At 65.2% G+C, this 23,840-nt stretch carries 24 protein-coding genes and 1 other RNA gene; 13 read left to right on the top strand and 12 right to left on the bottom strand.

The window, feature by feature from the left end:
* Positions 1–29: 29 nt before the first annotated feature.
* Positions 30–479, bottom strand: coding sequence for an EVE domain-containing protein (locus tag H3H51_RS03155; RefSeq protein WP_183087560.1), 450 nt, complete (start codon positions 477–479; stop codon positions 30–32).
* Between the two features lie 202 nt (positions 480–681).
* Between H3H51_RS03155 and H3H51_RS21250 the strand changes: the two genes are divergently transcribed.
* Positions 682–810 carry a hypothetical protein gene (locus H3H51_RS21250; RefSeq protein WP_268945805.1) on the top strand — a complete coding sequence of 43 codons (129 nt, stop codon included), beginning with the start codon at positions 682–684 and terminating at the stop codon, positions 808–810.
* A 73-nt stretch (positions 811–883) separates the two neighbouring features.
* Here the strand turns inward: H3H51_RS21250 and H3H51_RS03150 are convergent, their stop codons facing one another.
* From H3H51_RS03150 to H3H51_RS03135, 4 genes are all read right to left on the bottom strand, one after another.
* Complete coding sequence (locus H3H51_RS03150) at positions 884–1,483, bottom strand: 5-formyltetrahydrofolate cyclo-ligase (protein WP_183087559.1); 600 nt, start codon at positions 1,481–1,483, stop codon at positions 884–886.
* An 8-nt stretch (positions 1,484–1,491) separates the two neighbouring features.
* Positions 1,492–1,670: non-coding RNA, 6S RNA (ssrS, locus tag H3H51_RS03145), on the bottom strand.
* A 34-nt stretch (positions 1,671–1,704) separates the two neighbouring features.
* The gene (locus H3H51_RS03140; protein WP_183087558.1) at positions 1,705–2,022 is read right to left on the bottom strand and encodes a cell division protein ZapA; all 318 of its coding nucleotides are present in this window, start codon (positions 2,020–2,022) and stop codon (positions 1,705–1,707) included.
* Positions 2,019–2,228 (bottom strand): TIGR02449 family protein, encoded by a 210-nt coding sequence (locus H3H51_RS03135; RefSeq protein ID WP_183087557.1) that lies wholly within the window; start codon positions 2,226–2,228, stop codon positions 2,019–2,021. The genes H3H51_RS03140 and H3H51_RS03135 overlap by 4 nt, the downstream gene beginning before the upstream one ends.
* 178 nt (positions 2,229–2,406) lie before the next feature.
* On the opposite strand from H3H51_RS03135, the gene H3H51_RS03130 reads away from it, so the two are divergent.
* The 10 genes from H3H51_RS03130 (at position 2,407) to gcvP (ending at position 15,006) form a co-directional block, all read left to right on the top strand.
* A complete protein-coding gene (locus H3H51_RS03130) occupies positions 2,407–2,961 on the top strand; it encodes a YecA/YgfB family protein (RefSeq protein ID WP_183087556.1) in 555 nt (184 codons plus the stop codon).
* 13 nt (positions 2,962–2,974) lie between these two features.
* Positions 2,975–4,309, top strand: coding sequence for a Xaa-Pro aminopeptidase (gene pepP, locus H3H51_RS03125; RefSeq protein ID WP_183087555.1), 1,335 nt, complete (start codon positions 2,975–2,977; stop codon positions 4,307–4,309).
* 4 nt (positions 4,310–4,313) lie between these two features.
* Complete coding sequence (gene ubiH, locus H3H51_RS03120) at positions 4,314–5,498, top strand: 2-octaprenyl-6-methoxyphenyl hydroxylase (protein WP_183087554.1); 1,185 nt, start codon at positions 4,314–4,316, stop codon at positions 5,496–5,498.
* Between the two features lie 9 nt (positions 5,499–5,507).
* Positions 5,508–5,990, top strand: a complete 483-nt coding sequence (locus tag H3H51_RS03115) for a DUF4442 domain-containing protein (RefSeq protein WP_183087553.1) — start codon at positions 5,508–5,510, stop codon at positions 5,988–5,990.
* Positions 5,991–5,999: 9 nt separating this feature from the next.
* Positions 6,000–7,217, top strand: a complete 1,218-nt coding sequence (locus H3H51_RS03110; RefSeq protein ID WP_183087552.1) for a 2-octaprenyl-3-methyl-6-methoxy-1,4-benzoquinol hydroxylase — start codon at positions 6,000–6,002, stop codon at positions 7,215–7,217.
* Between the two features lie 140 nt (positions 7,218–7,357).
* Positions 7,358–8,359: an extracellular solute-binding protein gene (locus H3H51_RS03105; protein WP_183087551.1), complete on the top strand. Its 1,002-nt coding sequence runs from the start codon at positions 7,358–7,360 to the stop codon at positions 8,357–8,359.
* A gap of 195 nt (positions 8,360–8,554) precedes the next feature.
* Positions 8,555–10,174: an ABC transporter permease gene (locus H3H51_RS03100; RefSeq protein ID WP_183087550.1), complete on the top strand. Its 1,620-nt coding sequence runs from the start codon at positions 8,555–8,557 to the stop codon at positions 10,172–10,174.
* Positions 10,175–10,515: 341 nt separating this feature from the next.
* The gene (gcvT, locus tag H3H51_RS03095; RefSeq protein WP_183087549.1) at positions 10,516–11,598 is read left to right on the top strand and encodes a glycine cleavage system aminomethyltransferase GcvT; all 1,083 of its coding nucleotides are present in this window, start codon (positions 10,516–10,518) and stop codon (positions 11,596–11,598) included.
* Positions 11,599–11,650: 52 nt separating this feature from the next.
* On the top strand, positions 11,651–12,040 hold the full coding sequence (gcvH, locus tag H3H51_RS03090; RefSeq protein ID WP_183087548.1) for a glycine cleavage system protein GcvH: 390 nt from the start codon (positions 11,651–11,653) through the stop codon (positions 12,038–12,040).
* Positions 12,041–12,129: 89 nt separating this feature from the next.
* Positions 12,130–15,006, top strand: a complete 2,877-nt coding sequence (gcvP, locus tag H3H51_RS03085) for an aminomethyl-transferring glycine dehydrogenase (protein WP_183087547.1) — start codon at positions 12,130–12,132, stop codon at positions 15,004–15,006.
* Positions 15,007–15,082: 76 nt separating this feature from the next.
* On the opposite strand, the gene H3H51_RS03080 is transcribed toward gcvP, so the two are convergent.
* Positions 15,083–15,952, bottom strand: coding sequence for an aldose 1-epimerase (locus tag H3H51_RS03080; protein WP_183087546.1), 870 nt, complete (start codon positions 15,950–15,952; stop codon positions 15,083–15,085).
* 134 nt (positions 15,953–16,086) lie between these two features.
* Between H3H51_RS03080 and H3H51_RS03075 the strand changes: the two genes are divergently transcribed.
* Complete coding sequence (locus H3H51_RS03075; protein ID WP_183087545.1) at positions 16,087–16,827, top strand: FadR/GntR family transcriptional regulator; 741 nt, start codon at positions 16,087–16,089, stop codon at positions 16,825–16,827.
* Positions 16,828–16,843: 16 nt separating this feature from the next.
* On the opposite strand, the gene H3H51_RS03070 is transcribed toward H3H51_RS03075, so the two are convergent.
* The 6 genes from H3H51_RS03070 to H3H51_RS03045 form a co-directional block, all read right to left on the bottom strand.
* The gene (locus tag H3H51_RS03070) at positions 16,844–17,755 is read right to left on the bottom strand and encodes an EamA family transporter (protein ID WP_183087544.1); all 912 of its coding nucleotides are present in this window, start codon (positions 17,753–17,755) and stop codon (positions 16,844–16,846) included.
* Between the two features lie 74 nt (positions 17,756–17,829).
* Positions 17,830–19,110 carry a TRAP transporter large permease gene (locus H3H51_RS03065; protein ID WP_183087543.1) on the bottom strand — a complete coding sequence of 427 codons (1,281 nt, stop codon included), beginning with the start codon at positions 19,108–19,110 and terminating at the stop codon, positions 17,830–17,832.
* Complete coding sequence (locus H3H51_RS03060) at positions 19,111–19,635, bottom strand: TRAP transporter small permease (protein ID WP_183087542.1); 525 nt, start codon at positions 19,633–19,635, stop codon at positions 19,111–19,113.
* A 66-nt stretch (positions 19,636–19,701) separates the two neighbouring features.
* Positions 19,702–20,682: a TRAP transporter substrate-binding protein gene (locus tag H3H51_RS03055; RefSeq protein ID WP_183087541.1), complete on the bottom strand. Its 981-nt coding sequence runs from the start codon at positions 20,680–20,682 to the stop codon at positions 19,702–19,704.
* Between the two features lie 67 nt (positions 20,683–20,749).
* On the bottom strand, positions 20,750–21,631 hold the full coding sequence (locus H3H51_RS03050; RefSeq protein WP_183087540.1) for an SMP-30/gluconolactonase/LRE family protein: 882 nt from the start codon (positions 21,629–21,631) through the stop codon (positions 20,750–20,752).
* A gap of 49 nt (positions 21,632–21,680) precedes the next feature.
* Complete coding sequence (locus H3H51_RS03045) at positions 21,681–22,502, bottom strand: NAD-dependent epimerase/dehydratase family protein (RefSeq protein ID WP_183087539.1); 822 nt, start codon at positions 22,500–22,502, stop codon at positions 21,681–21,683.
* A 402-nt stretch (positions 22,503–22,904) separates the two neighbouring features.
* On the opposite strand from H3H51_RS03045, the gene kdgD reads away from it, so the two are divergent.
* The gene (kdgD, locus tag H3H51_RS03040; protein ID WP_183087538.1) at positions 22,905–23,816 is read left to right on the top strand and encodes a 5-dehydro-4-deoxyglucarate dehydratase; all 912 of its coding nucleotides are present in this window, start codon (positions 22,905–22,907) and stop codon (positions 23,814–23,816) included.
* Positions 23,817–23,840: the final 24 nt, after the last annotated feature.

The following is a 23,840-nucleotide window of genomic DNA, read 5'->3' as shown; positions in this document are numbered from 1 at the left end:
GCACGTGATAACACAGTGCACGAGGCGACTCAACGCAGGGCGAGAATGGCCGCCCATTCGGCATCACTGACCGGCATCACCGACAGCCGGCTGCCTTTCTGCACCAGCGCCAATTCGGCCAGTGCGGGTTCTGCGCGCAGGCGCGCCAGTGGCAATACGCGGGGGAAGGCTTCGACGAATTCGACGTCCAGCGCGCTCCACGGGTTCTTCTCGTGGCTGGCCTTGGCGTCGAAGTAATGGCTGTTCGGGTCCAGTGCCGTGGGGTCGGGGTAGGTCGGCCCGGCAATGCGGGCGATCCCGGCAATACCCGGCTCGGGGCAGCTGGAGTGATAGAAGAAGAACTGTTCGCCCACCTGCATGCTGCGCAGGAAGTTGCGCGCCTGGTAATTACGCACGCCATCCCAGCGCGCGCGACCCAGTTGCTGCAGGTGATGGATGGACATTTCGTCGGGCTCGGACTTCATCAGCCAAAAAGGCATGAACTTTGCTCCTGTTTGCCGGTCTTTGCGCTGGGATTGAATCTCGTTCCCGCAATAGACAATGGGTTGGCGCCAAAAACTGTGTAGTTCTTCACCGCCCGATGGCGGCAGAAGGTTCAGGCTAGACGCCGCTGTACCGACCAATAATAAAAACCACCACCGGTCAATCAAGCAGTGTGCCTGGAAAGGGGGAGGCAAACGCATGAAACGCAAGCCAGATCTACTATGGGTACTGGTCATCCTGTTCAGTCTGGGGATGGTTACTACCGGTTACACCCAGAGCATGTGGGATCGTCAGGGCAGCCAACCGGCCAGCCAGTCGCAGCAGTAAACCACCGCTCACGAGCGCCGCAGGGATCGCGGCAGCTCAGTTCCCCAGGGCTGCCGTGCAGCCAGCGCAACACTCAGGCGTACCAGCGCCGATCCGTCACTACGGCCTGCAGTCGCACATCCCAACTGGCCAGCGCCAACTTATCGACCTTCTGACATTCATGGGCCAGGCCCAGCAGCGTCGGCTTGTGCCAATTTTTGCGCACCTGCCGGTAGGCCAGGCTGCGATCGTAGAAGCCGCCGCCCATGCCCAGGCGCCCCCCTTCTTCGTCGAATCCCACCAGCGGCAACAGGATCAGGTCGAGCGTCCAGGCGCGGCGTTGGCGCGCCGGGTTGGCGTGTGGCTCGGCGATATGGAAGCGGTTGCGTGCCAGTTGTTCGTGCGCCTCGATGCGCTGGAAGCCCATGTGGGTGCGTGGCCAGGTGCTGAGCACCGGCAGGTAGGTGGTCTTGCCGTGGCGCTGGGCGGCGCGTAGCAATGGGCGTGGATCGATCTCGCCATCGGTCGGCAGGTACAGGGCGATATGCCGGGCGCGGCGAAACAGCGGATGCTGAACCAGTTGACGGTATAGCGCGCGGGCGGCTTGTTTCTGCTGGAGAGGGGAGAGATTGCGGCGCGCCTGGCGTAGCTGGCGGCGCAGAACCGGGCGGGAGAGGGTGCCGGCTTCAAGCATGTAAATAATGACTCCCCGGTTGTGCCGCTGTCGGGTTAGCCCTTGAACCCGAAAGTTCAAGGTGGAGATTGCAGGAGGCGTTCAGGCTTTCCGTCAGGCGGACATGCACACCGGCCCCACTTGCAACCCCCGTGGTTGTGCGTATCGGCTCAGGGACATCACCGACTGGCAAACACACCAGGGAGCTGGCCCCGAGTATACCCCAATCAGCCGCTCTGCAATCAGCTGCCCGGGCCGTCCTGATGATCGGCGGCCAGGGCGTGGTCGACCCGGTCGAGCAGATCGCGCACGGTTTCGCGGGTGGAGGTGGCTTCCTGATCCAGGCGCTGCTGCTTGTGCAGCAGGTCGTGGGTGATGTTCAGCGCGGCCATCACGGCGACGCGATCGCCACCAATGACTTTGCCGCTGCTGCGTACTTCACGCATCTTGCCGTCCAGGTAGCGCGCGGCGCTTTCCAGGTTGGCGCGCTCGTCTGTCGGGCAGGCGATGCAGTATTCCTTGTCGAGGATGTGCACGGTTACGGTATTAGCTTGGGTCATGAGTCCTGCTCCAGGGCTTTCAGGCGCGAAATCATCGATTCGACCTTGTGCCGGGCCATTTCGTTCTTCTCGATCAGATGGGCGCGTTCCTCGCGCCAGGCCTTCTCACTGGCCAGGAGGTCACGGTTCTGCGACTTCAACTGCTCCACACGCTGGATCAGCAGGTCCAGCTTGCGTGTAAGGGCTTGCAGTTCGACGTCTTCCATGGGCTCCCTACCTGGGCGATGAGTGGTGGAACTATAAAGGATTGCTGGGTGCATGAGGCAACCGGCTGGTGATTCTAGACCAACACGCGCGCTGCCTTCGATGGTCTTGCCGCGCCTGCCGGTGCTAGGATACGAGGCCTCTATTCTAGTGATCGCGCGCACTAGCGCCTAGTTGCCCATGCCGACTCCGAACTCTCCTTACGACGCCTTTGCCGCCCTGCTGGCCAGCACCGGCAAATCCATTTCCCCCGCCGAACTGCACGGTCTGCTGCTCGGTCGCAGTTGTGCTGGTGCCGGTTTCGAGCCCGAAGCCTGGATTGGCGATGCGGTCGAACTGCTCGGTGATGAGCCGGCAGACACCGTGCGCCAGGCGCTGATCGGCCTTCAGGAAATGGTCAAGGCCGAACTGACCGGTACCGACATCACCGTGGTGCTGCTGTTGCCCAGCGACGACGCGCCGCTGGTCGAGCGGGCCAAGGCGCTGGGCCAATGGTGCCAGGGCTTCCTCGACGGTTTCGGCATGACCCTGGGCAGCACCGCGCTCAGCGCCGAGGCGATGGAAGTGCTGCAGGACCTGTCCGCGATCTCCCAGGTGCAGAGCGCCCTGGAAGAGTCCGAAGATGGCGAGAGCGATTACATGGAAGTGATGGAGTACCTGCGCGTCGCGCCGCTGCTGCTGTTCACCGAGTGTGCCAAGGCTCCGGCCGCGGCCGCCAAACCTTCCCTGCATTAAGGTCATCATCGCCATGGTCAGCATCCCCAAGTCGGAATACGCCCGTCGGCGCAAGGCGCTGATGGAGCAGATGGAACCCAACAGCATCGCCATCCTGCCGGCGGCGCCGGTGTACATCCGCAACCGCGATGTTGAGCATATCTACCGCCAGGACAGTGACTTCCAGTACCTCAGCGGCTTCCCCGAGCCGGAAGCGGTGCTGGTGCTGATCCCGGGTCGCGTCCATGGCGAGTGCGTGATGTTCTGCCGCGAGCGTGACCCGGAGCGTGAGCTGTGGGACGGCCTGCGCGCGGGCCAGGACGGCGCGATCAGTGCCTACGGCGCTGACGATGCCTTCCCGATTGGCGATATCGACGACATCCTCCCCGGCCTGATCGAAGGGCGCGAGCGCGTCTACTACGGCATCGGTCGCAACCAGGAGTTCGACCACCGGCTGATGGAGTGGGTCAACGTGATCCGCTCCAAGGCCCGCCAGGGCGCCACCCCGCCCAACGAATTCGTCGCCCTCGACCATGTGCTGCACGACATGCGCCTGTACAAATCGGCCAATGAAGTGAAGGTGATGCGCGAGGCCGCGGAAATTTCCGCACGTGCCCACATTCGCGCCATGCAGGTCAGCCGTGCCGGCCTCGCCGAGTATCACCTGGAAGCCGAGTTGGACTACGAGTTCCGCAAGGGCGGGGCGAAGATGCCGGCCTACGGCTCAATCGTCGCCGCCGGGCGCAACGCCTGCATCCTGCACTACCGCGAGAACGACGCGCCGCTCAAGGATGGCGACCTGGTGCTGATCGACGCCGGCTGCGAGATCGACTGCTACGCCAGCGACATCACCCGTACCTTCCCGGTCAGCGGCACGTTCTCGCCCGAGCAGAAAGCCATCTACGAGCTGGTGCTCAAGGCCAACGAAGAGGCGTTCAAGCACATCGCGCCGGGCAAGCATTGGAACGAAGCCCATGAAGCCACCGTGCGGGTCATCACTGCCGGCCTGGTCGAACTGGGCCTGCTCGAAGGGGCGGTCGACGAGCTGATCGCCCGCGAAGCCTACAAACCCTTCTACATGCACCGCGCTGGCCACTGGCTGGGCATGGACGTGCACGATGTTGGCGAATACAAGGTCGGCGGTGAGTGGCGTGTGCTCGAACCGGGCATGGCGATGACCGTCGAGCCGGGCATCTATATCGCCGTGGACAACCAGAACGTGGCCAAGAAATGGCGCGGCATCGGCGTGCGCATCGAGGACGACGTGGTGGTGACCAAGACCGGTTGCGAGATTCTCACCACGGGCGTGCCGAAGACGGTCGCCGAGATCGAGGCGCTGATGGCTGCCGCGCGCAGCCAGGCCGCCTGAGTCGATGAGTCGCGTGCAGCTCGCCATCATTGGCGGCGGCCTGGTGGGCGCCAGCCTGGCGCTGGCCCTGCAGGCCGGTGCCAAGGCCCGTGGCTGGCGCATCCTGCTGGTCGAGCCGTTCGCCCCTGGCGAAGGTTTCCAGCCCAGCTACGATGCCCGTTCCACGGCACTCTCCTACGGCAGCCGGCAGCTCTACGAGCGTCTGGGCATCTGGCCGGCGATCAGCCAGCGCGCCGAAGCCATCAGCCAGATCCACGTCTCCGACCGTGGCCGCCTCGGCGCCACCCGCCTCAGCGCCGAGGATGAATGTGTGCCGGCGCTGGGCTACGTGGTGGAGAACGCCTGGCTCGGCCACTGCCTGTGGCAGGCCCTCGATCCGGAGGTGGTGAGCTGGCGCTGCCCGGCCGAAGTCACGCGCCTGCAACCGCTGGGCGACGGCTATCGCCTGACCCTGAATGACGACAGCCAGATCGACTGCGACCTGGCCGTGCTTGCCGATGGCGGGCGCTCTGGCCTGCGCGAGCAACTGGGCATCGCCGTGCGCCATACGCCCTATGAGCAGAGCGCACTGATCGCCAACGTCAGCCCGGTCGAGCCTCATGTCGGCCAGGCCTTCGAACGTTTCACCGAACACGGGCCGATGGCCTTGCTGCCGCTGGCCGACAACCGCTGCGCGCTGGTCTGGACGCGTCCGCCGGTGGATGCCGAACGTTTGCAGCAGTTGCCCGATGCCGCGTTCCTGGCAGAACTGCAGGCCGCCTTTGGCTATCGCCTGGGCGCGCTGCGCCAGGTGGGTGCCCGCCATCTCTATCCGCTGGCGCTGGTCGAGGCCACCGAGCAGGCTCGCCCGCACCTGGTATTGCTGGGCAACGCCGCGCACAGCCTGCACCCGGTAGCGGGGCAGGGCTACAACCTGTCGCTGCGCGACACCCTGGTGCTGGCCGAAACCCTGCTGGAAAGCCCCGCGCCGCTCGGTGACCTGACTACCCTGCAGCGTTACTTGACGCGCCAGCAGCAGGACCAGGCGTTGACCGTCGGCTTCTCCGATCGCCTGCCGCGCCTGTTCGGTCGGGGTGAGTCGCTGCTGGTGGCCGGGCGTACCCTCGGCCTGCTCGGCCTCGACTTGCTGCCGCCGGCCAAGCGCTGGTTTGCCCGCCAGGCCATGGGCCTTGGCACCCGTACCCTGTGAGACTGTTCGATGAGTGACCGTAAACTGGCGCGCCGCGCCCGCCTGCTGCGTTTGGGCCTGAATCTCTACCCGCCCTATATCGGCGCCGGCATCCGCGTGCAGCAGATCAGCCCGGATTGCCGTCAGGCACGGGTGAAGATGGCCCTACGCTGGTACAACCGCAATTTCGTCGGCACCCAGTTCGGCGGTTCGCTGTACAGCATGGTTGATCCCTTCTACATGCTGCTGTTGATGCCCCTGCTGGGCGACGACTACATCGTCTGGGACAAGGCCGCCAGCATCGATTTCGTCACGCCGGGCAAGGGCCCGGTGTACGCCGAGTTCCGTATCGACGACGCCCTGCTTGCCGATATTCGCGCCAAAACCGCCGGTGGCGAGAAATACCTGCCCGAGCTGCAGGTGGATATTCGTGATGCGGCCGGCACCCTGGTGGCCACCGCCCACAAGACGCTGTATGTCCGTCTCAAACCACGCGCGCGGCAAGCTGCATAAGGAAAGAAGATGCAAGCGGACCTGATCATCGTTGGCGCCGGCATGGTGGGCAGCGCCCTGGCCCTGGCCCTGGAACACAGTGGCTTGAACGTGCTGGTGGTCGATGGCGGCCCGCTCAGCGTCAAGCCGTTCGATGCCCAGGCGCCGTTCGAGCCGCGGGTCAGCGCCCTGTCCGCCGCCAGCCAGCGCGTTCTAGAACGCCTCGACGTGTGGCCTGGCATCGCCGCACGGCGCGCCTCGCCGTACCGCGACATGCAGGTGTGGGACGGCTCTGGCACCGGCAGCGTGCACTTCTCCGCGGCCAGCGTGCATGCCGAGTCGCTCGGCCATATCGTCGAGAACCGCGTGGTGCAGGATGCTCTGCTCGATCGCTTGCACGACAGCCAGCTTGGCCTGCTGGCCAATGCGCGCCTTGAACAGCTGCGCCGCTCCGGCGATGGCTGGTTGCTCAAGCTCACCGATGGCCGCGAACTGCGCGCGCCGCTGGTGGTGGCTGCCGATGGCGCCAACTCGGCGGTGCGGCGCCTGGCTGGTTGCGCCACCCGCGAGTGGGATTACCTGCACCACGCCATCGTCACCAGCGTGCGCTGTGCCCGTCCGCACCAACGCACGGCCTGGCAGCGTTTCACCGACGACGGCCCGCTGGCCTTCCTGCCGCTGCAGCGTGGAGATGATCAGCACTGGTGCTCGATCGTCTGGTCCACCGTACCGGCCGAGGCCGAACGCCTGATGGCGCTGGATGAGGAGGCCTTCCGCCATGAGCTGGGCAAGGCCTTCGAGTGGCGCCTGGGCGAAGTCAGTCAGGTTGATCCGCGTCTTTGCATCCCGCTGCGCCAGCGCCACGCCAAGCGTTACGTGGAAAGCGGCCTGGCACTGATCGGCGACGCCGCGCACAGCATTCACCCGCTGGCAGGGCAGGGGGTCAACCTCGGTTTCCTCGATGCGGCGGTGCTGGCCGATGTGCTGTTGCACGCGCTGGAGCGTGGCGAGCAGCTCAATGACGTGCGCGTGCTGAGCCGCTACGAGCGCCGCCGCATGCCGCACAACCTGGCGATGATGGCCGCGATGGAGGGCTTCGAGCGGTTGTTCCAGGCCGATCCGTTGCCGCTGCGCTGGCTGCGCAACAGCGGCCTCAACTGGGTCGACGAGCTGCCGGAAGCCAAGGCCCTGTTCGTCCGCCAGGCCCTCGGACTGGTCGGCGATCTGCCGCCGCTGGCCAGTTTGTAGGTCGGCGGTAACCCGCGCTCGGCGCGGGTTACCGCGGTCCCGCGCGGTGTGCGGGAAACACCCGGTTAAAGAAAGCGCTACAGCTCGCAGCTGAGACTGACTATCATTTGTGCCTTTCCACAGTCACGAGAGTCTCGCCCATGTCGCTTCGCAAACGCCTGTTCGCCGCCCTGGCCCTGAGCGCTGCCGCCACATCCGCGCAAGCCGCCGAGGAAGTGGTGGTGTATTCCTCGCGCATCGACGAGCTGATCAAGCCGGTATTCGACGCCTACACCGCCAAGACCGGCGTGCCGATCAAGTTCATCACCGACAAGGAAGCGCCGCTGATGCAGCGCATCAAGGCCGAAGGTGACAACGGCGTGGCCGACCTGCTGATCACGGTGGATGCCGGCAACCTGTGGCAGGCCGAGCAGATGGGCATCCTGCAGCCGTTCACCTCGCCGACCATCGACGCCAACATCCCGCCGCAGTACCGCTCCAGCAGCCATGCCTGGACCGGCCTGTCGCTGCGTGCGCGGACCATCGTCTACTCCACCGACCGCGTGCAGCCGAGTGAGCTGAGCACCTACGAGGCGTTGGCCGACAGCAACTGGGAAGGCCGCCTGTGCCTGCGCACCGGCAAGAAGGTCTACAACCAGTCGCTCACCGCCACCCTGATCGAGACCCACGGTGCCGCCAAGGCCGAGCAGATCATCCAGGGCTGGGTCAACAACCTGGCCACCGACGTGTTCGCCGACGACAACGCGGTGATCCTCGCCGTGGATGCCGGCCAGTGCGACGTCGGCATCGTCAACACCTACTACTTCGGGCGCCTGCACAAGGCCAACCCGGAACTGCGCGCCAAGCTGTTCTGGCCCAACCAGAATGACCGTGGCGTGCACGTCAACCTGTCCGGCGTCGGCCTGACCCAGCATGCGCCGCATGCCGAAGCCGCGAAGAAGCTGGTCGAGTGGATGACCACGCCTGAAGCGCAGAGCCTGTTCGCCGAGATCAACCAGGAGTTCCCGGCCAACCCGGCGGTCAAGCCGTCCTCGGAAGTGGCGGCCTGGGGCAGCTTCAAGGCCGACAGCCTGCCGGTGGAAGTCGCCGGCAAGCGCCAGGCTGAAGCGATCAAGATGATGGATCGCGTCGGCTGGAACTGAGCGCGATTGGCTGCGCGTCGGCCATCCTGCGTTAAAAATGGCCTCGGGATGCTCATTTACAGCTCGTAAACTCCGCTCCCTCGGCCATTTTTGCCTTGTCTGGCTCTAGCTCGCTCAATCGCGAGTTCTGCCAATCGTTATACTCGACGCCCCGGCCTGCCCGGGGCGTTTCGTTTCCACCGCCGAGGAGTCTGCGTGGCCCATCCCGCCCAACGCCGCTGGTACCCCATCGCCTTTGCCATCGCTGCGCTGGTGCTGCTGCCGCTGTCGGTACTGCTGCTGTCGTGGCAGCAGATCGACCAGGAAATCTGGGCGCACCTGTGGGCCACGCAGATGCCGCGCCTGCTCGGCAATACCCTGGTGCTGGTGCTAGGCGTCTCCGTCGGCGTGGTTGGCCTCGGCGTCAGCCTGGCCTGGCTCACCAGCCTCTGCGAGTTCCCCGGGCGGCGCTGGCTGGACTGGGCGCTGATGTTGCCGTTCGCCATTCCGGCCTATGTGCTGGCCTTCGTCTTCATTGGCCTGTTCGACTTCTCCGGGCCGGTGCAAAGCCTGGCGCGTGAATGGTTCGGTAGCGGTATTCGCTTTCCCCGGGTGCGCTCCACCGGCGGGGTGATCGTCGTGCTGGTGCTGGTGTTCTATCCCTACGTCTACCTGCTTGCCCGTGGCGCGTTCCTGGCCCAGGGCAAGGGCTTGATGGAAGCGGCGCGAGTGCTCGGCCAATCGCCCTGGCAGGCGTTCTGGCGCGTGGCGTTGCCGATGGCGCGACCGGCGATTGGCGCCGGCCTGGCCCTGGCGATCATGGAAACCCTGGCCGATTTCGGCGCGGTGGCGGTGTTCAACTTCGATACCTTCACCACTGCCATCTACAAGACCTGGTACGGCTTCTACAGCCTGTCCAGCGCTACCCAACTGGCCAGTCTGCTGCTGCTCGCGGTGCTGCTGGTGCTTTATGGCGAGCGCCGGGCGCGCGGCGCCAGCCGGCCGAGCAACGAGCGTCCGCGTGGCAAGGCGCTGTATCACCTGCACGGCTGGAAAGCGGCGCTGGCCAGTGGCTGGTGTGGCCTGGTGTTCGCCTGCGCCTTCGTCGTGCCGTTGCTGCAGCTGCTCGCCTGGTTCTGGCAGCGTGGCCGCTTCGATCTGGATGAGCGCTACATCGGCCTGATCCTGCACACCCTCTCCCTGGGCGGCCTGGCGGCGCTGATCACCGTGGTGGTGGCGCTGCTGCTGGCCTTCGCCCGTCGCCAGGCGCCGACCCGACCGATCCGTGGCGCGGTCAGCCTGGCCAATCTCGGTTACGCCCTGCCGGGCTCGGTGCTGGCGGTGGCGATCATGCTGGCGTTCAGTTACCTCGACAAACAGCTGGTGATCCCGCTCTCCATCTGGCTAGGTGGCGCCGGCCAGCCACTGCTGCTGGGAAGCCTGGCTGCGTTGTTGCTGGCCTACCTGATTCGCTTCATGGCGGTGGCCTATGGGCCTCTGGAAAACAGCCTGGCGCGTATTCGCCCATCGCTGCCGGAGGCCTCGCGCATCCTCGGTGTGGGCGGGCCGCGGCTGTTCTTGCGGGTCTACCTGCCCTTGCTGGTGCCGGGCGCGCTGTCTGCCGCGCTGCTGGTGTTTGTCGATGTACTCAAGGAAATGCCGGCCACCCTGCTGATGCGCCCCTTTGGCTGGGACACCCTGTCGGTGCGGATTTTCGAGATGACCAGCGAGGGCGAATGGGCCCGTGCCGCACTGCCCGCACTGACCTTGGTGCTGGTCGGCCTGCTGCCGGTGATAGGCCTGATTCGCCGCTCGGCGCGCCAACCAGGGCATTAGGATTTGCTGCGCGTCGGCCGGGCTGCGTTGAAACGCAGTAACAGCTCCGGCTGGTCAAGGGCGCTCGGCCTGCTCATTTACAGCCAGTAAACTCCGCGGCCTCGCGCCTTGATTCGCTGGCGCTCACCCTTCGGGTCAGCCTATGGCTGTTACTCCCGCTGGTCGTTGCGCCTTGCCCGTCTCTAGCTCGCGAAATCCTGACGCTGACCCGCACCTTGCGTGGTGACCAAGTGCTGCGCCGGGGCTACAATGCGCGCCTGCCGACGCGGCCCGACCATGCATCCCGCTTCCGCTGCAGGCCACGGCCGGCGCGGGCGGGCGTCTAGCACAAGGAGTTTTCCATGGGACAGCGTACCCCTCTGTACGAACAGCATCTGGCGCTTGGCGCCAAGATGGTCGATTTCGGTGGCTGGGACATGCCACTGCATTACGGCTCGCAAGTCGAAGAGCACCACCAGGTGCGTCGCGATTGCGGGGTATTCGACGTGTCCCACATGACCGTGGTCGACGTGACCGGTCCCCAGGCCAAGGCCTGGCTGCAGTACCTGCTGGCCAACGACGTGGATCGCCTGAAAACCCCAGGCAAGGCCCTCTACAGCGGCATGCTCAACGAGCGCGGCGGCGTGGTCGACGACCTCATCGTCTACCTCACCGATTGGGGCTATCGCGTGGTGGTCAACGCCGCCACCCGCGACAAGGACCTGGCCTGGATGCAGGCCCGCACCAGCGGTTTCGACGTCACCCTGACCGAGCGCCCCGAGCTGGCCATGCTCGCCATCCAGGGCCCCAATGCCCGCGCCAAGACCGCCGAGCTGGTCAGCGCCGCGCGTGCCGCGATCATTCACGAACTCAAGGTGTTCCAGGGCCTGCCGGAAGGCGACTGGTTCATCGCCCGTACCGGCTACACCGGTGAAGACGGCCTGGAAATCATGCTGCCAGCCGGCGAAGCCGCGGCGTTCCTCGCCGAACTGGTCGGCGCCGGTATCGCCCCGATCGGCCTCGGTGCCCGCGACACCCTGCGCCTGGAAGCCGGGATGAACCTGTACGGCCAGGACATGACCGACGATGTCTCGCCGCTGGCCGCCAACATGGCCTGGACCATCGCCTGGGAGCCGGCCGAGCGTGACTTCGTCGGCCGCAGCGCCCTGGAAACCCAGCGCGCCGCCGGTGACCAGCCCAAGCTGGTCGGCCTGGTGCTGGAAGAACGCGGCGTGCTGCGTGCCCACCAGGTTGTGCGCATCGACGGCGTCGGCGAAGGCGAGATCACCAGTGGCAGCTTCTCGCCGACCCTGGGCAAGTCCATCGCCCTGGCCCGCGTGCCAGCCGCCACCGGCGAACGCGCCGAGGTGGAGATCCGTGGCAAGTGGTACCCGGTGCGGGTCGTGCAAGCGAACTTTGTACGTAACGGCAAAGCTGTTATCTGACTGCTAAATTTTCCCGGCGGGTTGTCCGCCCCCTGATTTCGAGGATTCCGACATGAGCACTATCCCCGCCGATCTGCGTTACGCCGCCAGCCACGAGTGGGCCCGCCTGGAAGCCGACGGTAGCGTCACCGTGGGCATCTCCGACCACGCGCAGGAAGCCCTGGGCGACGTGGTCTACGTCGAGCTGCCGGAAGTCGGCAAGCAACTGGCCGCTGGCCAGGAAGCCGGTGTGGTGGAGTCGGTGAAGGCCGCTTCGGACATCTACGCGCCGATCGCCGGCGAAGTGATCGCAGTCAACGAGGCCCTGTCCGACAGCCCTGAACTGGTCAACGGCGAGCCCTACAGCGCCTGGTTCTTCAAGCTCAAGCCGAACAATGCCGGCGACCTCGACGGCCTGCTCGACGCTGGCGCCTATAAAGCCGCCAGTTCCGCCGACGCCTGAGTTCAAGCGCCGCGCGTGTTGCACGGCCTGACGATTTCCGCTGTCGAGCCTCGCTAGTCGAGGCTCTGTCATTTTTCGAGAGCCCCGCCATGTCCCAGACGCCCAGTCTTGCCCAGCTGCACCAGCCCGATGCCTTCCTGCGTCGTCACCTCGGCCCGGATGCCGGCGAACAGCAGGCCATGCTGTCCGCCCTCGGTGTAGCCAGCCGCGACGAGCTGATCGTGCAGACCGTGCCGCCGGCCATTCGCCTGAACCGCCCGCTGGACCTGCCGGTGGCGCTGGACGAGCGTGCGGCCCTGGCCAAGCTCAAGGGCTATGCCGAGCAGAACCAGCAGTGGACCAGCCTCATCGGCATGGGCTACCACGGTACCCTGACCCCGGCGGTGATCCTGCGCAACGTGCTGGAGAACCCGGGCTGGTACACCGCCTACACCCCGTACCAGCCGGAAATCGCCCAGGGCCGCCTGGAGGCGCTGCTGAACTTCCAGCAACTGACCATCGACCTCACCGGCCTGGATCTGGCCAGCGCCTCGCTGCTCGACGAAGCCACTGCCGCCGGCGAGGCCATGGGCCTGGCCAAGCGCGTGGCGAAGTCGAAGAGCAACCTGTTCTTCGTCGACGAGAACTGCCACCCGCAGACCATCTCCGTGGTCCAGACCCGTGCCGAGGGCTTCGGCCTCGACGTGGTGGTTGGCCCGCTCGACGAGCTGAGCCAGCACCAGGTGTTCGGCGCGCTGCTGCAGTACCCGGACACCCACGGCGAGATCCGCGACCTGCGTCCGCTGATCCAGCAGCTGCACGATCAGAACGCCCTGGCCTGCGTCGCCGCCGACCTGCTGTCGCTGCTGCTGCTGACCCCGCCGGGTGAGCTGGGTGCCGACGTGGTGTTCGGCTCCGCGCAGCGCTTCGGCGTGCCGATGGGTTACGGCGGCCCGCACGCGGCGTTCTTCGCCACCAGCGATGCCTACAAGCGCGCCATGCCGGGGCGCATCATCGGCGTGTCCAAGGACGCCCGTGGCAACACCGCACTGCGCATGGCCCTGCAGACCCGCGAGCAACACATCCGCCGCGAGAAGGCCAACTCCAATATCTGCACCTCGCAGGTGCTGCTGGCCAACATGGCCAGCTGCTACGCCGTCTACCACGGCCCGCAAGGCCTCAAACGCATCGCCCAGCGCGTACACCGGCTGACCGCGATCCTCGCCGCCGGCCTCGAGCAGAAGGGCATCAAGCGCGACAACCAGCATTTCTTCGACACCCTGACCCTCGACGTCGGTGGCATCCAGACCGCCATCATCGAGTCGGCCAAGGCCGCGCAGATCAACCTGCGCATCCTCGGTCGCGGCAAGCTGGGCGTGAGCCTGGACGAAACCTGCAGCGAGCAGACCGTCGAGCAGCTGCTGGCGATCTTCCTCGGCGCCGACCACGGCCTGTCGATTGCCGAGCTGGATGCCGGTGAGCTGCCCCAGGGCATCCCCACCGCGCTGCTGCGCAGTTCCAGCTACCTGAGCCACCCGGTGTTCAACACGCACCACAGCGAAACCGCCATGCTGCGCTACCTCAAGCGCCTGGAGAACAAGGACCTGGCGCTGAACCAGTCGATGATCCCGCTGGGCTCCTGCACCATGAAGCTCAACGCCACCAGCGAGATGATCCCGGTGACCTGGCCGGAGTTCGCCAACCTGCACCCCTTCGTGCCGGTTGAGCAGGCCCAGGGCTACAAGCTGATGATCGACGAGCTGGAAGAGTGGCTGCGCGCCATCACCGGTTTCGACGCCATCTGCACCCAGCCTAACTCCGGTGCCCAGGGCGAATACGCCGGCCTGCTGGCAATTCGCAAATACCACCAGAGCCGCGGCGACGAGCACCGCGACATCTGCCTGATCCCGGCCTCGGCCCACGGCACCAACCCGGCCACCGCGCAGATGCTGAGCATGCGCGTGGTGGTGGTGAACTGCGACGCCGCTGGCAACGTCGACCTCGACGACCTCAAGGCCAAGGTGGCCGAGGCCGCCGACAAGCTGGCCTGCCTGATGATCACCTACCCCTCGACCCACGGCGTGTACGAGGAAGGCATCCGCGAAATCTGCGAGGTAATCCACGCGGCTGGCGGCCAGGTGTACATGGACGGCGCCAACTTGAACGCGCAGGTTGGCCTGGCCCGTCCGGCTGATATCGGCGCCGACGTGTCGCACATGAACCTGCACAAGACCTTCTGCATCCCCCACGGCGGTGGTGGCCCGGGCATGGGCCCGATTGGTGTGCGTGCGCACCTGGCACCTTTCGTCGCCAACCACCCGGTGGTCGAGCTGCAGGGCCCGAACCCGCAGAACACCGCGGTCAGCGCTGCGCCGTGGGGCAGCGCGAGCATCCTGCCGATCAGCTGGATGTACATCGCCATGATGGGCCCGCAACTGGCCGATGCCACAGAAGTGGCGATCCTCAACGCCAACTACCTGGCCAGCCAGCTGACCGGCGCCTTCCCGGTGCTCTACACCGGCCGCAACGAGCGCGTCGCGCACGAGTGCATCCTCGACCTGCGTCCGCTCAAGGCGGAAACCGGGATCAGCGAGGAAGACGTGGCTAAGCGCCTGATGGACTACGGCTTCCACGCGCCGACCATGAGCTTCCCGGTACCGGGCACGCTGATGATCGAGCCCACGGAGAGCGAGTCCAAGGAAGAGCTGGATCGTTTCATCGAGGCGATGCTGAGCATCCGCGCCGAGATCGGCAAAGTCGCCAGCGGTGAATGGCCGGCCGAGGACAACCCGCTTAAGCGCGCGCCGCACAGCCTGGCCGACGTGACCGGGGTGTGGGAGCGTCCGTACAGCATCGAGGTGGCCGTGACCCCGTCCGAACACACCCGCGCACACAAGTACTGGCCGGCGGTGAACCGCGTGGACAACGTCTACGGCGACCGCAACCTGTTCTGCGCCTGCGTGCCGATGGACGACTACCGCGAGTAAGCGTTGCCGTTATGCACAAGGCCGCCTTCGGGCGGCCTTTTTCATGGCCGCTCGATGGTGCTACTCCGCCGCGGGCTCAGTCGAGCAGGCGACAGGCCATGTGCCAGTTCAGGCGCGCCGTTTGCCCGGCAGTGAGCAGGCGCAGGCCGGGGCGGCCGGGCAGGTGGTGGGCGTTGATTGGGTGGCTGACCGGCTCGATACAGAAGAAACCCTGCCCCGGCGGGGTGAACAGCAGGTAATAGGCGCAATGGCTGGCGCTGCAATCCAGGTCGTAGCCGAGGTCCGGTTGATGAATGCGGCATTGGCCGTTCCAGCCGGAGAAGGCATGGTCCACCCGTTCTGCGGGCAGCCGCTGCAAGCCGTGGAAGTCCCAGCCACTGGGCAGCGGCGTCAGCTCACTGGGCAGGGCGGCGCCGACGCCCTGCCATACGCCAGCGGCGGGGGCGTGCAACTGGGTGTTGGCGGTGCGCGGGAAATAGGGGTGCAGGCCCAGGCCATACCAGGCCGGTGCGGCGGCCCGATGGGTGACCTGCAGTTCGATGCTCAGGCGCCCGCCGTCCAGGTGGATGCGCTGTTCGGCGCTGTAGGCGAACGGTTCCTCGCTGTCCAGGCGCAACAGCACCTGCTGGCGGCTCTGCTCGACGACCGACCAGGCCTGTTGCCAGGCCGTGCCGTGGATCGGGTACGGATCATCGCTGTTGGGCGTGAGGTCCAGCCAGGCATCCGGATTGGCGAAGCCGCCCTGGTCGATGCGATTGGACCAGGGCAGCAGCGGAAAACAGCCCAGGCGACGTGGCGTAGCCGCCTCCAGGGCGGTTCGGTCCGCGTGCCGCAGCAGGGGCAGGCCGCTGTTGCGCAGGCTCCAGTTGGCGATGCTGCCGCCCAGGTCGGGGCGCAGCACCAGGCGCGTCAGCGTGTCTTCGAGAATCAGCGCAGCGGCGGTCATGGCGGGCTTCCTGTTGACGGGTTGGCGGAGTGGGGCGCGCGCAAGGCGCCGAGTTTTCTGCTGTTGACGGTGTTGTCGTACAACTGCCTGGGATATGATGGCCGCACCGCTGATCGCCGAGACCGACCCCAGACATGGATACCCCCAGCTCCCCGCTGCCCGCTCGCCGCAAACACCGCAGTCTCGCGCAGGAGCTGGTGAGCGTGCTGTCGCAGCAGATCATCGATGGCCAGATCAAGCGCGGCGACAAGCTGCCGACCGAGTCGGCGATCATGGAAGCCCAGGGCGTCAGCCGGACCGTGGTGCGTGAAGCGATTTCGCGCCTGCAGGCCGCCGGCCTGGTGGAAACACGGCATGGCATCGGCACCTTCGTGCTCGATACGCCGAGCCCCAGTGGGTTTCGCATCGATCCGGCCACCATCGTCACCCTGCGCGATGTGATGGCGATCCTCGAGCTGCGCATCAGCCTGGAAGTGGAATCCGCCGGCCTGGCGGCTTCGCGCCGCAGCCCCGAGCAACTGACGGCCATGCGTGCCGCGCTGGATACCTTTCACAGTGCCGCGCACCGCAGCGACGCGGTGGCCTCGGACTTCCAGTTCCACCTGCAGATTGCCCTGGCCACCGGCAACCGCTACTTCACCGACATCATGACCCACCTGGGCACCAGCATCATTCCGCGCACCCGTCTCAATTCGGCGCGCCTGGCTCATGATGACCAGCAGCACTACCTGGCGCGCCTTAGCCGCGAGCATGAGGAAATCTACGAGGCGATTGCCCGTCAGGACTCCGATGCCGCCCGCGCCGCCATGCGCCTGCACCTGACCAACAGCCGCGAGCGGTTGCGTCAGGCACACGAAGAAGCGGCAGCGCTCTAAGACTCTGCATGCTCGTTCAAGCCTGCTTGCGGTACGTGAGCAGCACGATACCGGCGAGCACGATCACCCCGCCGACGATCTGCCCGGCAGCGAGTAGCTGGTCGAGAATCAGCCAGCCGAAGAGCAGGCTGGCAACTGGCTCGACATTCATCACCGGCGCGTTGCGCGCCAGATCCAGCCGCGTCATGCAGATGAACAGCGTCGAGAAGGCCATCCCGTAGAGGACGATCAGGCAGCCCAGCGCCCACCATCCGGCACTGGCATTGGGTAGGCTCATGCCGCCTTCGAGCAGCCCACTGTTGCCAGCCAGCGCGGCGCTGCTGAACACCACCGACATGGTCAGCAGGCTGCGCACGGTGCCGGGAATGCGTGCCAGCTTGTGGTCGGTGATCCACAGGGCGCAGGCGAAGACCGCCGCCGCACTGAAGCCGAACAGCACCCCCGCCAGCCAGCGCGGCTCACTGCCCGCCTGGCCGGCCAGGCGGGCGGGTACGTCGAGGACGAAAACCAGGCCGAGCAGAATCATCCCCATCAGCAACGCGGTGCGCCGGGTCGGCGCGGCGCCACCGAGGGCCCAGGTCAACAGCGCGAGGAGGATCGGTGCCAGGTTCACCACCAGCAGCGCCAGGGCCACCGGTATGCGCGCCACGGCCGAGTAGACGCAGAAGCTCTGCAGGGCGATAAGCAGCCCCAATAGCAGTTGCCAGCCCCAGCTCCCTCGCGGCAGGCGCAGCGACTCGCGCCGCCACAGCACCAGGCCGGCAAGCAGCAGCAGGGTCACGCCGGAGCGGCACAGAATCGCCAGCAGCAGGCCGGTCTGGTGATCGAAGGCAATGCGCGCGGCGATGTGGTTGGCGGCGAACGAGCTGGAGGTGAACACCAGGATCAGCACGGCCAGCAGGCGGGGGAAGGGTAGGGCTGTGGGCATCGCAGAGATCGTCCTTGGGGTAAGACGCAACCGCCGCCCTGAGGCGGCGGTTGGCGGGCCGATGGGGATGCTGCTTACAGCACCACGCTCGGCAGCCACAGGGAGATGGCAGGGATATAGGTCACGGCCATCAGCACTGCAAACAGCGCCACATAGAACGGCAGCAGGGCTTTAACGGTGGCTTCGATCGTCACCTTGCCCACGGCTGAGCCGACGAACAGTACCGCGCCTACCGGCGGTGTGATCAGGCCGATGCCCAGGTTGACCAGCATGATCATGCCGAAGTGCACCGGATCGATACCCAGGCCGGTGATCACTGGCAGCAGGATCGGGGTGAGGATCAGGATCAGCGGCGCCATGTCCATCACGGTGCCCAGCATCAACAGCATCACGTTGATGCACATCAGGATCACGTAGCGGTTGTCCGACAGGGTCAGGAACACGGCGGTGATCTTGGTGGGAATCTCCATCAAGGTGAGGATGTAGCCGAAGCTGGCGGCAAAGCCGATCAGGATCATCACAATGGCGATGGTTCGCCCCGCACGGTGCATCAGCTTGGGCAGGTCGCGCCACTTGTAGTCGCGGTAGATAAACATGGTGACGAAGAACGACCAGACCACGGCGATCGCCGCCGACTCGGTGGCGGTGAACACGCCGGAGAGAATGCCGCCGAGGATGATCACCATGGCCATCAGGCCCCACAGGGCTTCGCCGGCGATTTTCAGCGCCTGGCGCAGCGGGATCACTTCACCTTTGGGGTAATTGCGCTTACGGGCGAAGACCATGCACAGGGCCATCATCACCGCGCTCAGCAGCAGCCCGGGGCCGATGCCGGCGATGAACAGCGAGGCGATCGACACGCTGCCGCCGGCGGCCAGCGAGTAGAGCACCGAGTTGTGGCTGGGCGGCGTCAGCAGCGCCTGCACCGAGCCGCTAACGGTCACGGCGGTGGAGTAGTCACGCGGGTAGCCGGCCTTTTCCATTTCCGGAATCAGCACCGAACCCACCGAGGCGGTATCCGCCACCGAGGAGCCGGAGATGGCGCCGAAGAAGGTCGAGGCCATGATGTTGACCAGCGACAGACCGCCGCGCACGAACCCCACGCACACGCCAGCCAGGGCTACCAGGCGCCGGGACATGCCGCCTTCGGCCATGATCGCGCCGGCCAGCACAAAGAAGGGAATGGCCAGCAGGGAGAATTTGTTAACGCCGCCTGCCACCTGAATCATCAGGGCATCAAACGGAATATCGATCCACCAGGCACCGATCAGCGCCGACAGGCCCAGGGCATAGGCCACTGGCATGCCGATCAGGATCAGCACAATAAAACTGCCCAACAGTATCAGCGCATCCATTTACTTGGCCTCCATTGCTTCTTCAACGTCATAGCTCATGACGCGGCGCTTGCTTTGGTCGCCGAGGAGCAGTTTTTCCAGTACGAAGATCAGCGTGATCACGCCACCGATAGGGATCGGCAGGTACGAGATGCCAACCCGCAGTGAGGGCATTTCACCGAGGTACTGGTTCCACGTGCCGGCGCACAATTTGGCACCCTTGACGATCATGAACACGCAGATCAGCGCCATCAGCAGTTGCACCACAATCGCGAGCAGCTTGCGCACGTTCGGCGGCATGCGCTCGGTTGCCATGCCGACGGCCATATGGGCACCGGCGCGGTAACTGGCCGCGGCGCCAAAAAAGGTGAACACCACCATCAGCAAAATGGCGGTGGGCTCGGGCCAACTGGACCCGCTGCCCAGCACGTAACGGGCAAAAATGCCCCAGGGAATAATCAGGGTCATGACCAGAATCGACACACCGGCAATGCCGATGCAGGCGCGGTAGATCTGGTCATTTATGAGCAGCAGCGTATTTCTCATGGGGCTTCACCACGGCCACAGCAACGGGGGTGATCCCCGTGCTGCGGCGTTATCAGAGTGACGGGCTTATTGGACAGCTTCGATGCGCTTGATCAGCTCAGCGTAGGGCGCACCGTACTGGGCCCGAACCGGGGCTGTGGCATCGACGAACTCTTTCTTCTCGGCATCGCTTAGGGTGATGAATTCCACGCCGTCGGCTTTGAGTTTGGCTTCGGCGCTGGCGGATTTTTCATCCCACAGTTTGCGTTCTTCAAACTGCGCCTCACGGGCGAGTTTTTGCACCAGGGCTTGTTGCTCGGGGGTGAGTTTTTCCCAGGTGGTTTTCGACATCACCACCGGCTCCGGCAGGATCAGGTGGCCGGTCAGGGTGTAGAACTTGGCGTTCTGGTAGTGGTTGTGTTCGAGCATGGTTGGCGGGTTGTTTTCCGCACCGTCGATCACGCCGGTTTGCAGGGCGCTGAAGATTTCACCCGTGGCCATGGAGATACCGTTGCCGCCCATGGAGTTCATCATGTCGACGAACAGCGGGTTGCCCTGCACGCGAATCTTCATGCCCTTGAGGTCCGCAATCTTGCGCACCGGGGTCTTGGTGTAGAGGTTGCGGGTGCCACCATCCATCCACGCCAGGGCCACCAGGTTGAAGTCGGAGTTAGTGATCTTGTCGAGAATCTCCTGGCCCACCGGACCGTCGATCACGGCGCGCATGTGGTTCTGGTCGCGGAAGATGAACGGCATGTTGAACACGTTAACGTCCGGCACCACCGGGCCGACGATGCCCAGGCTGACGCGGGTCATCTGGATGGCGCCGAGTTGTACCTGCTCGACCACTTCTTTTTCCGAGCCGAGCACGCCACCGGCGAACATCTTGAAGGTGATCTCGCCCTTGGATTGCTCTTCCAGCTTCTTGCCCATGGCTTGTTCAGCCACCACCGGCGGATAGCCGGCGGGGTGCACTTCGGCGAACTTGATGCTCAGGGCGTGGGCGGTGCCTGACAGGCAGAAGGCAAAGGGCAGGGCGGCGATGAGCAATTTGCGTTTGAAGTTCATGACGGTTCTCCGGTTTTGTTTTTGTAGGAGTGCAGTACTGCGAACAGCGTGAAGCGATGGCTGGCAATCAGCCGTTGAACAACGGCTCCTCGATACCTCGCACGCCCGGTTGCAAGGCGAACACGCCGCCAGCCAGGGGCTGGTCGGAGAGGTCGCCGGCGGGGCGAATCGAGGTGACGAACAGCGTGTCCAGGCCCGGTCCGCCGAAGGCGCACATGGCGGGTTTCTTCACCGGTACGGCCAGTGATCGGTCGAGTTTTCCGGCAGGGGTGAAGCGGTGCACCAGGCCGGCGTCGTTGCCGCAGATCCAGTAGCAGCCGTCGGCGTCTATCGCGGCGCCGTCTGGCCGGCCGAGGTGCTGGCGCATGTCGACGAACAGCCGGCGGTTGTGTGGCTCGCCGTTGTCGGTGTCGTAGTCGAAGGCCCAGATAGCCTGTACGTCGGGGTGCGAGTCGGAGAGGTACAGGGTGCGGCCGTCCGGGCTGAAGCCCAGGCCATTGGGCACGATGAAGCCGTCGAGCTGGGCGCTCAGCCGGCCGTCTGCGAAGCGGTAGAGCACGCCGGCCGGCACGCCGGCGGCCATGTCGAGGCACATGCTGCCGGCCCAGAAGCGGCCCTGGCGGTCGCAGCGGCCATCGTTGAAGCGCATCTCGGCCTGGGCATGTTCGACGCCGGCCAGTGCCGTGGTCTGCAGGCTGCCATCCTGCTGCGGCTGTAACTGGAAGATGCCGCTCTGCATGCCGGCGATCCAGCCCTGGCCATCGGCCCGGCGGGCGATGCAGGCGAGCATCTCATCGGCTTGCCAGCTGCGGCTGCTGCCGTCGGCGGCAGACCAGCAGTGCAGGCGGCGCGCCGGGATATCGGCCCAGTACAGGGCCTGTTCCTGGGCGTTCCACACCGGGCTTTCACCCACGGCGTTGCGTGCATCGACTATCAGTTCAGCTTGCATGGGCGCGGTCTCTTATTGTTGTTCGCGGGCCAGGTTGAACGGGCGGGGCCTATTCGAAGGGGCCAGCGGCGACAAACGCACCGCCCTGGTAGACCGCGGCCGGGTCATCGGCGGCCACGGGCGGCTGCGCTTCGACCTTGGCGCGAAACACTTCAGAGCTGTCCTGGGGGGCAAAGCCCAGGTGCGTGGCATAGCGGTTGTCCCACCACACCTGGGCGTTGTCCGATACGCCGTAGACCACGGTGTGGCCGACGTTGGCGGTGAACAGGGATTTCTCGATCAGCTGGGTCAGGTCGGCGAAGCTCAGCCAGGTGTGCATCATTCGGCGGTTGGCGGGCTCGGGGAACGAGGAGCCAATGCGGATGCTCACGGTCTCGATGCCGTAGCGGTCGAAGTAGAAGTTGGCCATGTCCTCGCCGTAGGACTTGGACAGCCCGTAGTAGCCATCCGGGCGGCGCGGCGAGTGGGCGTCGAGTGGCGCATCCTGCTTATAGAAGCCGATCACATGGTTGGAGCTGGCGAACACCACGCGCTTTACGCCGTGACGGCGAGCGGCTTCATAGATATGGAAGGTGCCGCTGATGTTGGCGCCGAGGATTTCCTCGAAGGGCCGCTCCACCGAGACGCCGCCGAAATGCAGGATGGCGTCGACACCCTCGACCAGGGCGTGCACGGCCGCCTTGTCGGACAGGTCGCAGGGCACCACTTCTTCATGGGGGCCGGCGGCCGGGTCCATGGCGGCGATATCGGAAACACGCAGCACGTCAGCGTAAGGGCGCAGGCTCTGGCGCAGAACCTTGCCGAGACCTCCGGCAGCACCGGTCAGGAGCAGGCGCGGCAGACGGGGATGGGCGGTGGGAGTCGTGGTCATGATGCAGCCCTGAATCTTGATTGTTCTTATTGGGGGTTGTCATATGTTGTCGTATGACTTGTCCCGATTTCATCAGGGCTTGTAGGACTTGTCAACGTGACTTAAGTAGAAAATTCGCTACCGGGCTGGCGCGTTAGTATGGCCAAAAGATGTCGTATGGGCGCTGCCGTGGTGGCCTTTTGAAATTGTATAAGGCCTTGAGGTGCCCGTAATCAGGGGCTCTTGCGGTTTGCACAGGGCACGACGGGCGGATGCCTCGGTGCCCTGGCGTGATTTGCCGGCGCTGCCGGCGACCGGCGGAATGATTTGCTTGTTGGCAATCTTCATAGTTGTACGATAACGTATCTCTCGTGCCGAAGATCTCAGGCCACCTTCATAACTGCTTTTCAGGGTGTTCGAATAATGAATCCACAAGAACTCAAGTCCATCCTCTCTTCCGGGTTGCTGTCCTTTCCGGTAACCGACTTCACTGCCGCGGGTGAATTCAACCCAGCCAGCTACGCCCGCCGCCTGGAGTGGCTGGCGCCCTACGGTGCTTCGGCACTGTTTGCGGCGGGTGGCACTGGCGAATTCTTTTCCCTCGATGGCGCCGAGTATTCGCAGATCATCAAGACCGCTGTGGACACCTGCGCCGGCTCCGTGCCGATTCTCGCCGGTGTCGGTGGTCCGACCCGTCAGGCCATCCAGATGGCCCAGGAAGCCGAGCGCCTGGGTGCCAAGGGCTTGCTGCTGCTGCCGCACTACCTGACCGAAGCCAGCCAGGAAGGTGTGGCTGCGCACGTTGAGCAAGTCTGCAAGTCGGTGAAAATCGGTGTGGTGGTCTACAACCGCAACGTCTGCCGCCTGACTGCGCCGCTGCTGGAGCAATTGGCCGAGCGCTGTCCGAACCTGATCGGCTACAAGGACGGCCTGGGCGATATCGAGCTGATGGTGTCGATCCGCCGCCGCCTCGGCGAGCGCTTCAGCTACCTCGGCGGCCTGCCGACCGCGGAAGTCTACGCCGCGGCCTACAAGGCCCTGGGTGTGCCGGTGTATTCCTCGGCGGTGTTCAACTTCATCCCGAAAACCGCGATGGACTTCTACCGTGCCATCGCCCGCGATGACCACGAAACCGTCGGCAAGATCATCGATGACTTCTTCCTGCCGTATCTGGATATCCGTAACCGCAAGGCCGGCTATGCCGTGAGCATCGTCAAGGCCGGGGCGAAAATCTCTGGCTACGACGCCGGTCCGGTGCGTGCGCCGCTGACCGATCTGTTGCCCAACGAGTACGAAATGCTCGCCGAGCTGATCAAGGCCCAGGGCGCGCAATAAGCCGCCCGTGACTGACAGGAGAAT

It is taken from the genome of Aquipseudomonas ullengensis (genome assembly GCF_014174475.1).
GTDB classification, from domain to species: domain Bacteria; phylum Pseudomonadota; class Gammaproteobacteria; order Pseudomonadales; family Pseudomonadaceae; genus Aquipseudomonas; species Aquipseudomonas ullengensis.
Note: the sequence above shows the minus strand (reverse complement) of the source record. Positions and strands in the feature narration are given on the sequence as shown.

What these genes read in the sequence shown, in the direction of transcription:
- H3H51_RS03155 (WP_183087560.1), bottom strand. Translation starts at nt 479, where the DNA reads ATGCCTTTTTGGCTGATGAAGTCCGAGCCCGACGAAATGTCCATCCAT.
- H3H51_RS21250 (WP_268945805.1), top strand. Translation starts at nt 682, where the DNA reads ATGAAACGCAAGCCAGATCTACTATGGGTACTGGTCATCCTGTTCAGT.
- H3H51_RS03150 (WP_183087559.1), bottom strand. Translation starts at nt 1,483, where the DNA reads ATGCTTGAAGCCGGCACCCTCTCCCGCCCGGTTCTGCGCCGCCAGCTA.
- H3H51_RS03140 (WP_183087558.1), bottom strand. Translation starts at nt 2,022, where the DNA reads ATGACCCAAGCTAATACCGTAACCGTGCACATCCTCGACAAGGAATAC.
- H3H51_RS03135 (WP_183087557.1), bottom strand. Translation starts at nt 2,228, where the DNA reads ATGGAAGACGTCGAACTGCAAGCCCTTACACGCAAGCTGGACCTGCTG.
- H3H51_RS03130 (WP_183087556.1), top strand. Translation starts at nt 2,407, where the DNA reads ATGCCGACTCCGAACTCTCCTTACGACGCCTTTGCCGCCCTGCTGGCC.
- pepP (WP_183087555.1), top strand. Translation starts at nt 2,975, where the DNA reads ATGGTCAGCATCCCCAAGTCGGAATACGCCCGTCGGCGCAAGGCGCTG.
- ubiH (WP_183087554.1), top strand. Translation starts at nt 4,314, where the DNA reads ATGAGTCGCGTGCAGCTCGCCATCATTGGCGGCGGCCTGGTGGGCGCC.
- H3H51_RS03115 (WP_183087553.1), top strand. Translation starts at nt 5,508, where the DNA reads ATGAGTGACCGTAAACTGGCGCGCCGCGCCCGCCTGCTGCGTTTGGGC.
- H3H51_RS03110 (WP_183087552.1), top strand. Translation starts at nt 6,000, where the DNA reads ATGCAAGCGGACCTGATCATCGTTGGCGCCGGCATGGTGGGCAGCGCC.
- H3H51_RS03105 (WP_183087551.1), top strand. Translation starts at nt 7,358, where the DNA reads ATGTCGCTTCGCAAACGCCTGTTCGCCGCCCTGGCCCTGAGCGCTGCC.
- gcvT (WP_183087549.1), top strand. Translation starts at nt 10,516, where the DNA reads ATGGGACAGCGTACCCCTCTGTACGAACAGCATCTGGCGCTTGGCGCC.
- gcvH (WP_183087548.1), top strand. Translation starts at nt 11,651, where the DNA reads ATGAGCACTATCCCCGCCGATCTGCGTTACGCCGCCAGCCACGAGTGG.
- gcvP (WP_183087547.1), top strand. Translation starts at nt 12,130, where the DNA reads ATGTCCCAGACGCCCAGTCTTGCCCAGCTGCACCAGCCCGATGCCTTC.
- H3H51_RS03080 (WP_183087546.1), bottom strand. Translation starts at nt 15,952, where the DNA reads ATGACCGCCGCTGCGCTGATTCTCGAAGACACGCTGACGCGCCTGGTG.
- H3H51_RS03075 (WP_183087545.1), top strand. Translation starts at nt 16,087, where the DNA reads ATGGATACCCCCAGCTCCCCGCTGCCCGCTCGCCGCAAACACCGCAGT.
- H3H51_RS03070 (WP_183087544.1), bottom strand. Translation starts at nt 17,755, where the DNA reads ATGCCCACAGCCCTACCCTTCCCCCGCCTGCTGGCCGTGCTGATCCTG.
- H3H51_RS03065 (WP_183087543.1), bottom strand. Translation starts at nt 19,110, where the DNA reads ATGGATGCGCTGATACTGTTGGGCAGTTTTATTGTGCTGATCCTGATC.
- H3H51_RS03060 (WP_183087542.1), bottom strand. Translation starts at nt 19,635, where the DNA reads ATGAGAAATACGCTGCTGCTCATAAATGACCAGATCTACCGCGCCTGC.
- H3H51_RS03055 (WP_183087541.1), bottom strand. Translation starts at nt 20,682, where the DNA reads ATGAACTTCAAACGCAAATTGCTCATCGCCGCCCTGCCCTTTGCCTTC.
- H3H51_RS03050 (WP_183087540.1), bottom strand. Translation starts at nt 21,631, where the DNA reads ATGCAAGCTGAACTGATAGTCGATGCACGCAACGCCGTGGGTGAAAGC.
- H3H51_RS03045 (WP_183087539.1), bottom strand. Translation starts at nt 22,502, where the DNA reads ATGACCACGACTCCCACCGCCCATCCCCGTCTGCCGCGCCTGCTCCTG.
- kdgD (WP_183087538.1), top strand. Translation starts at nt 22,905, where the DNA reads ATGAATCCACAAGAACTCAAGTCCATCCTCTCTTCCGGGTTGCTGTCC.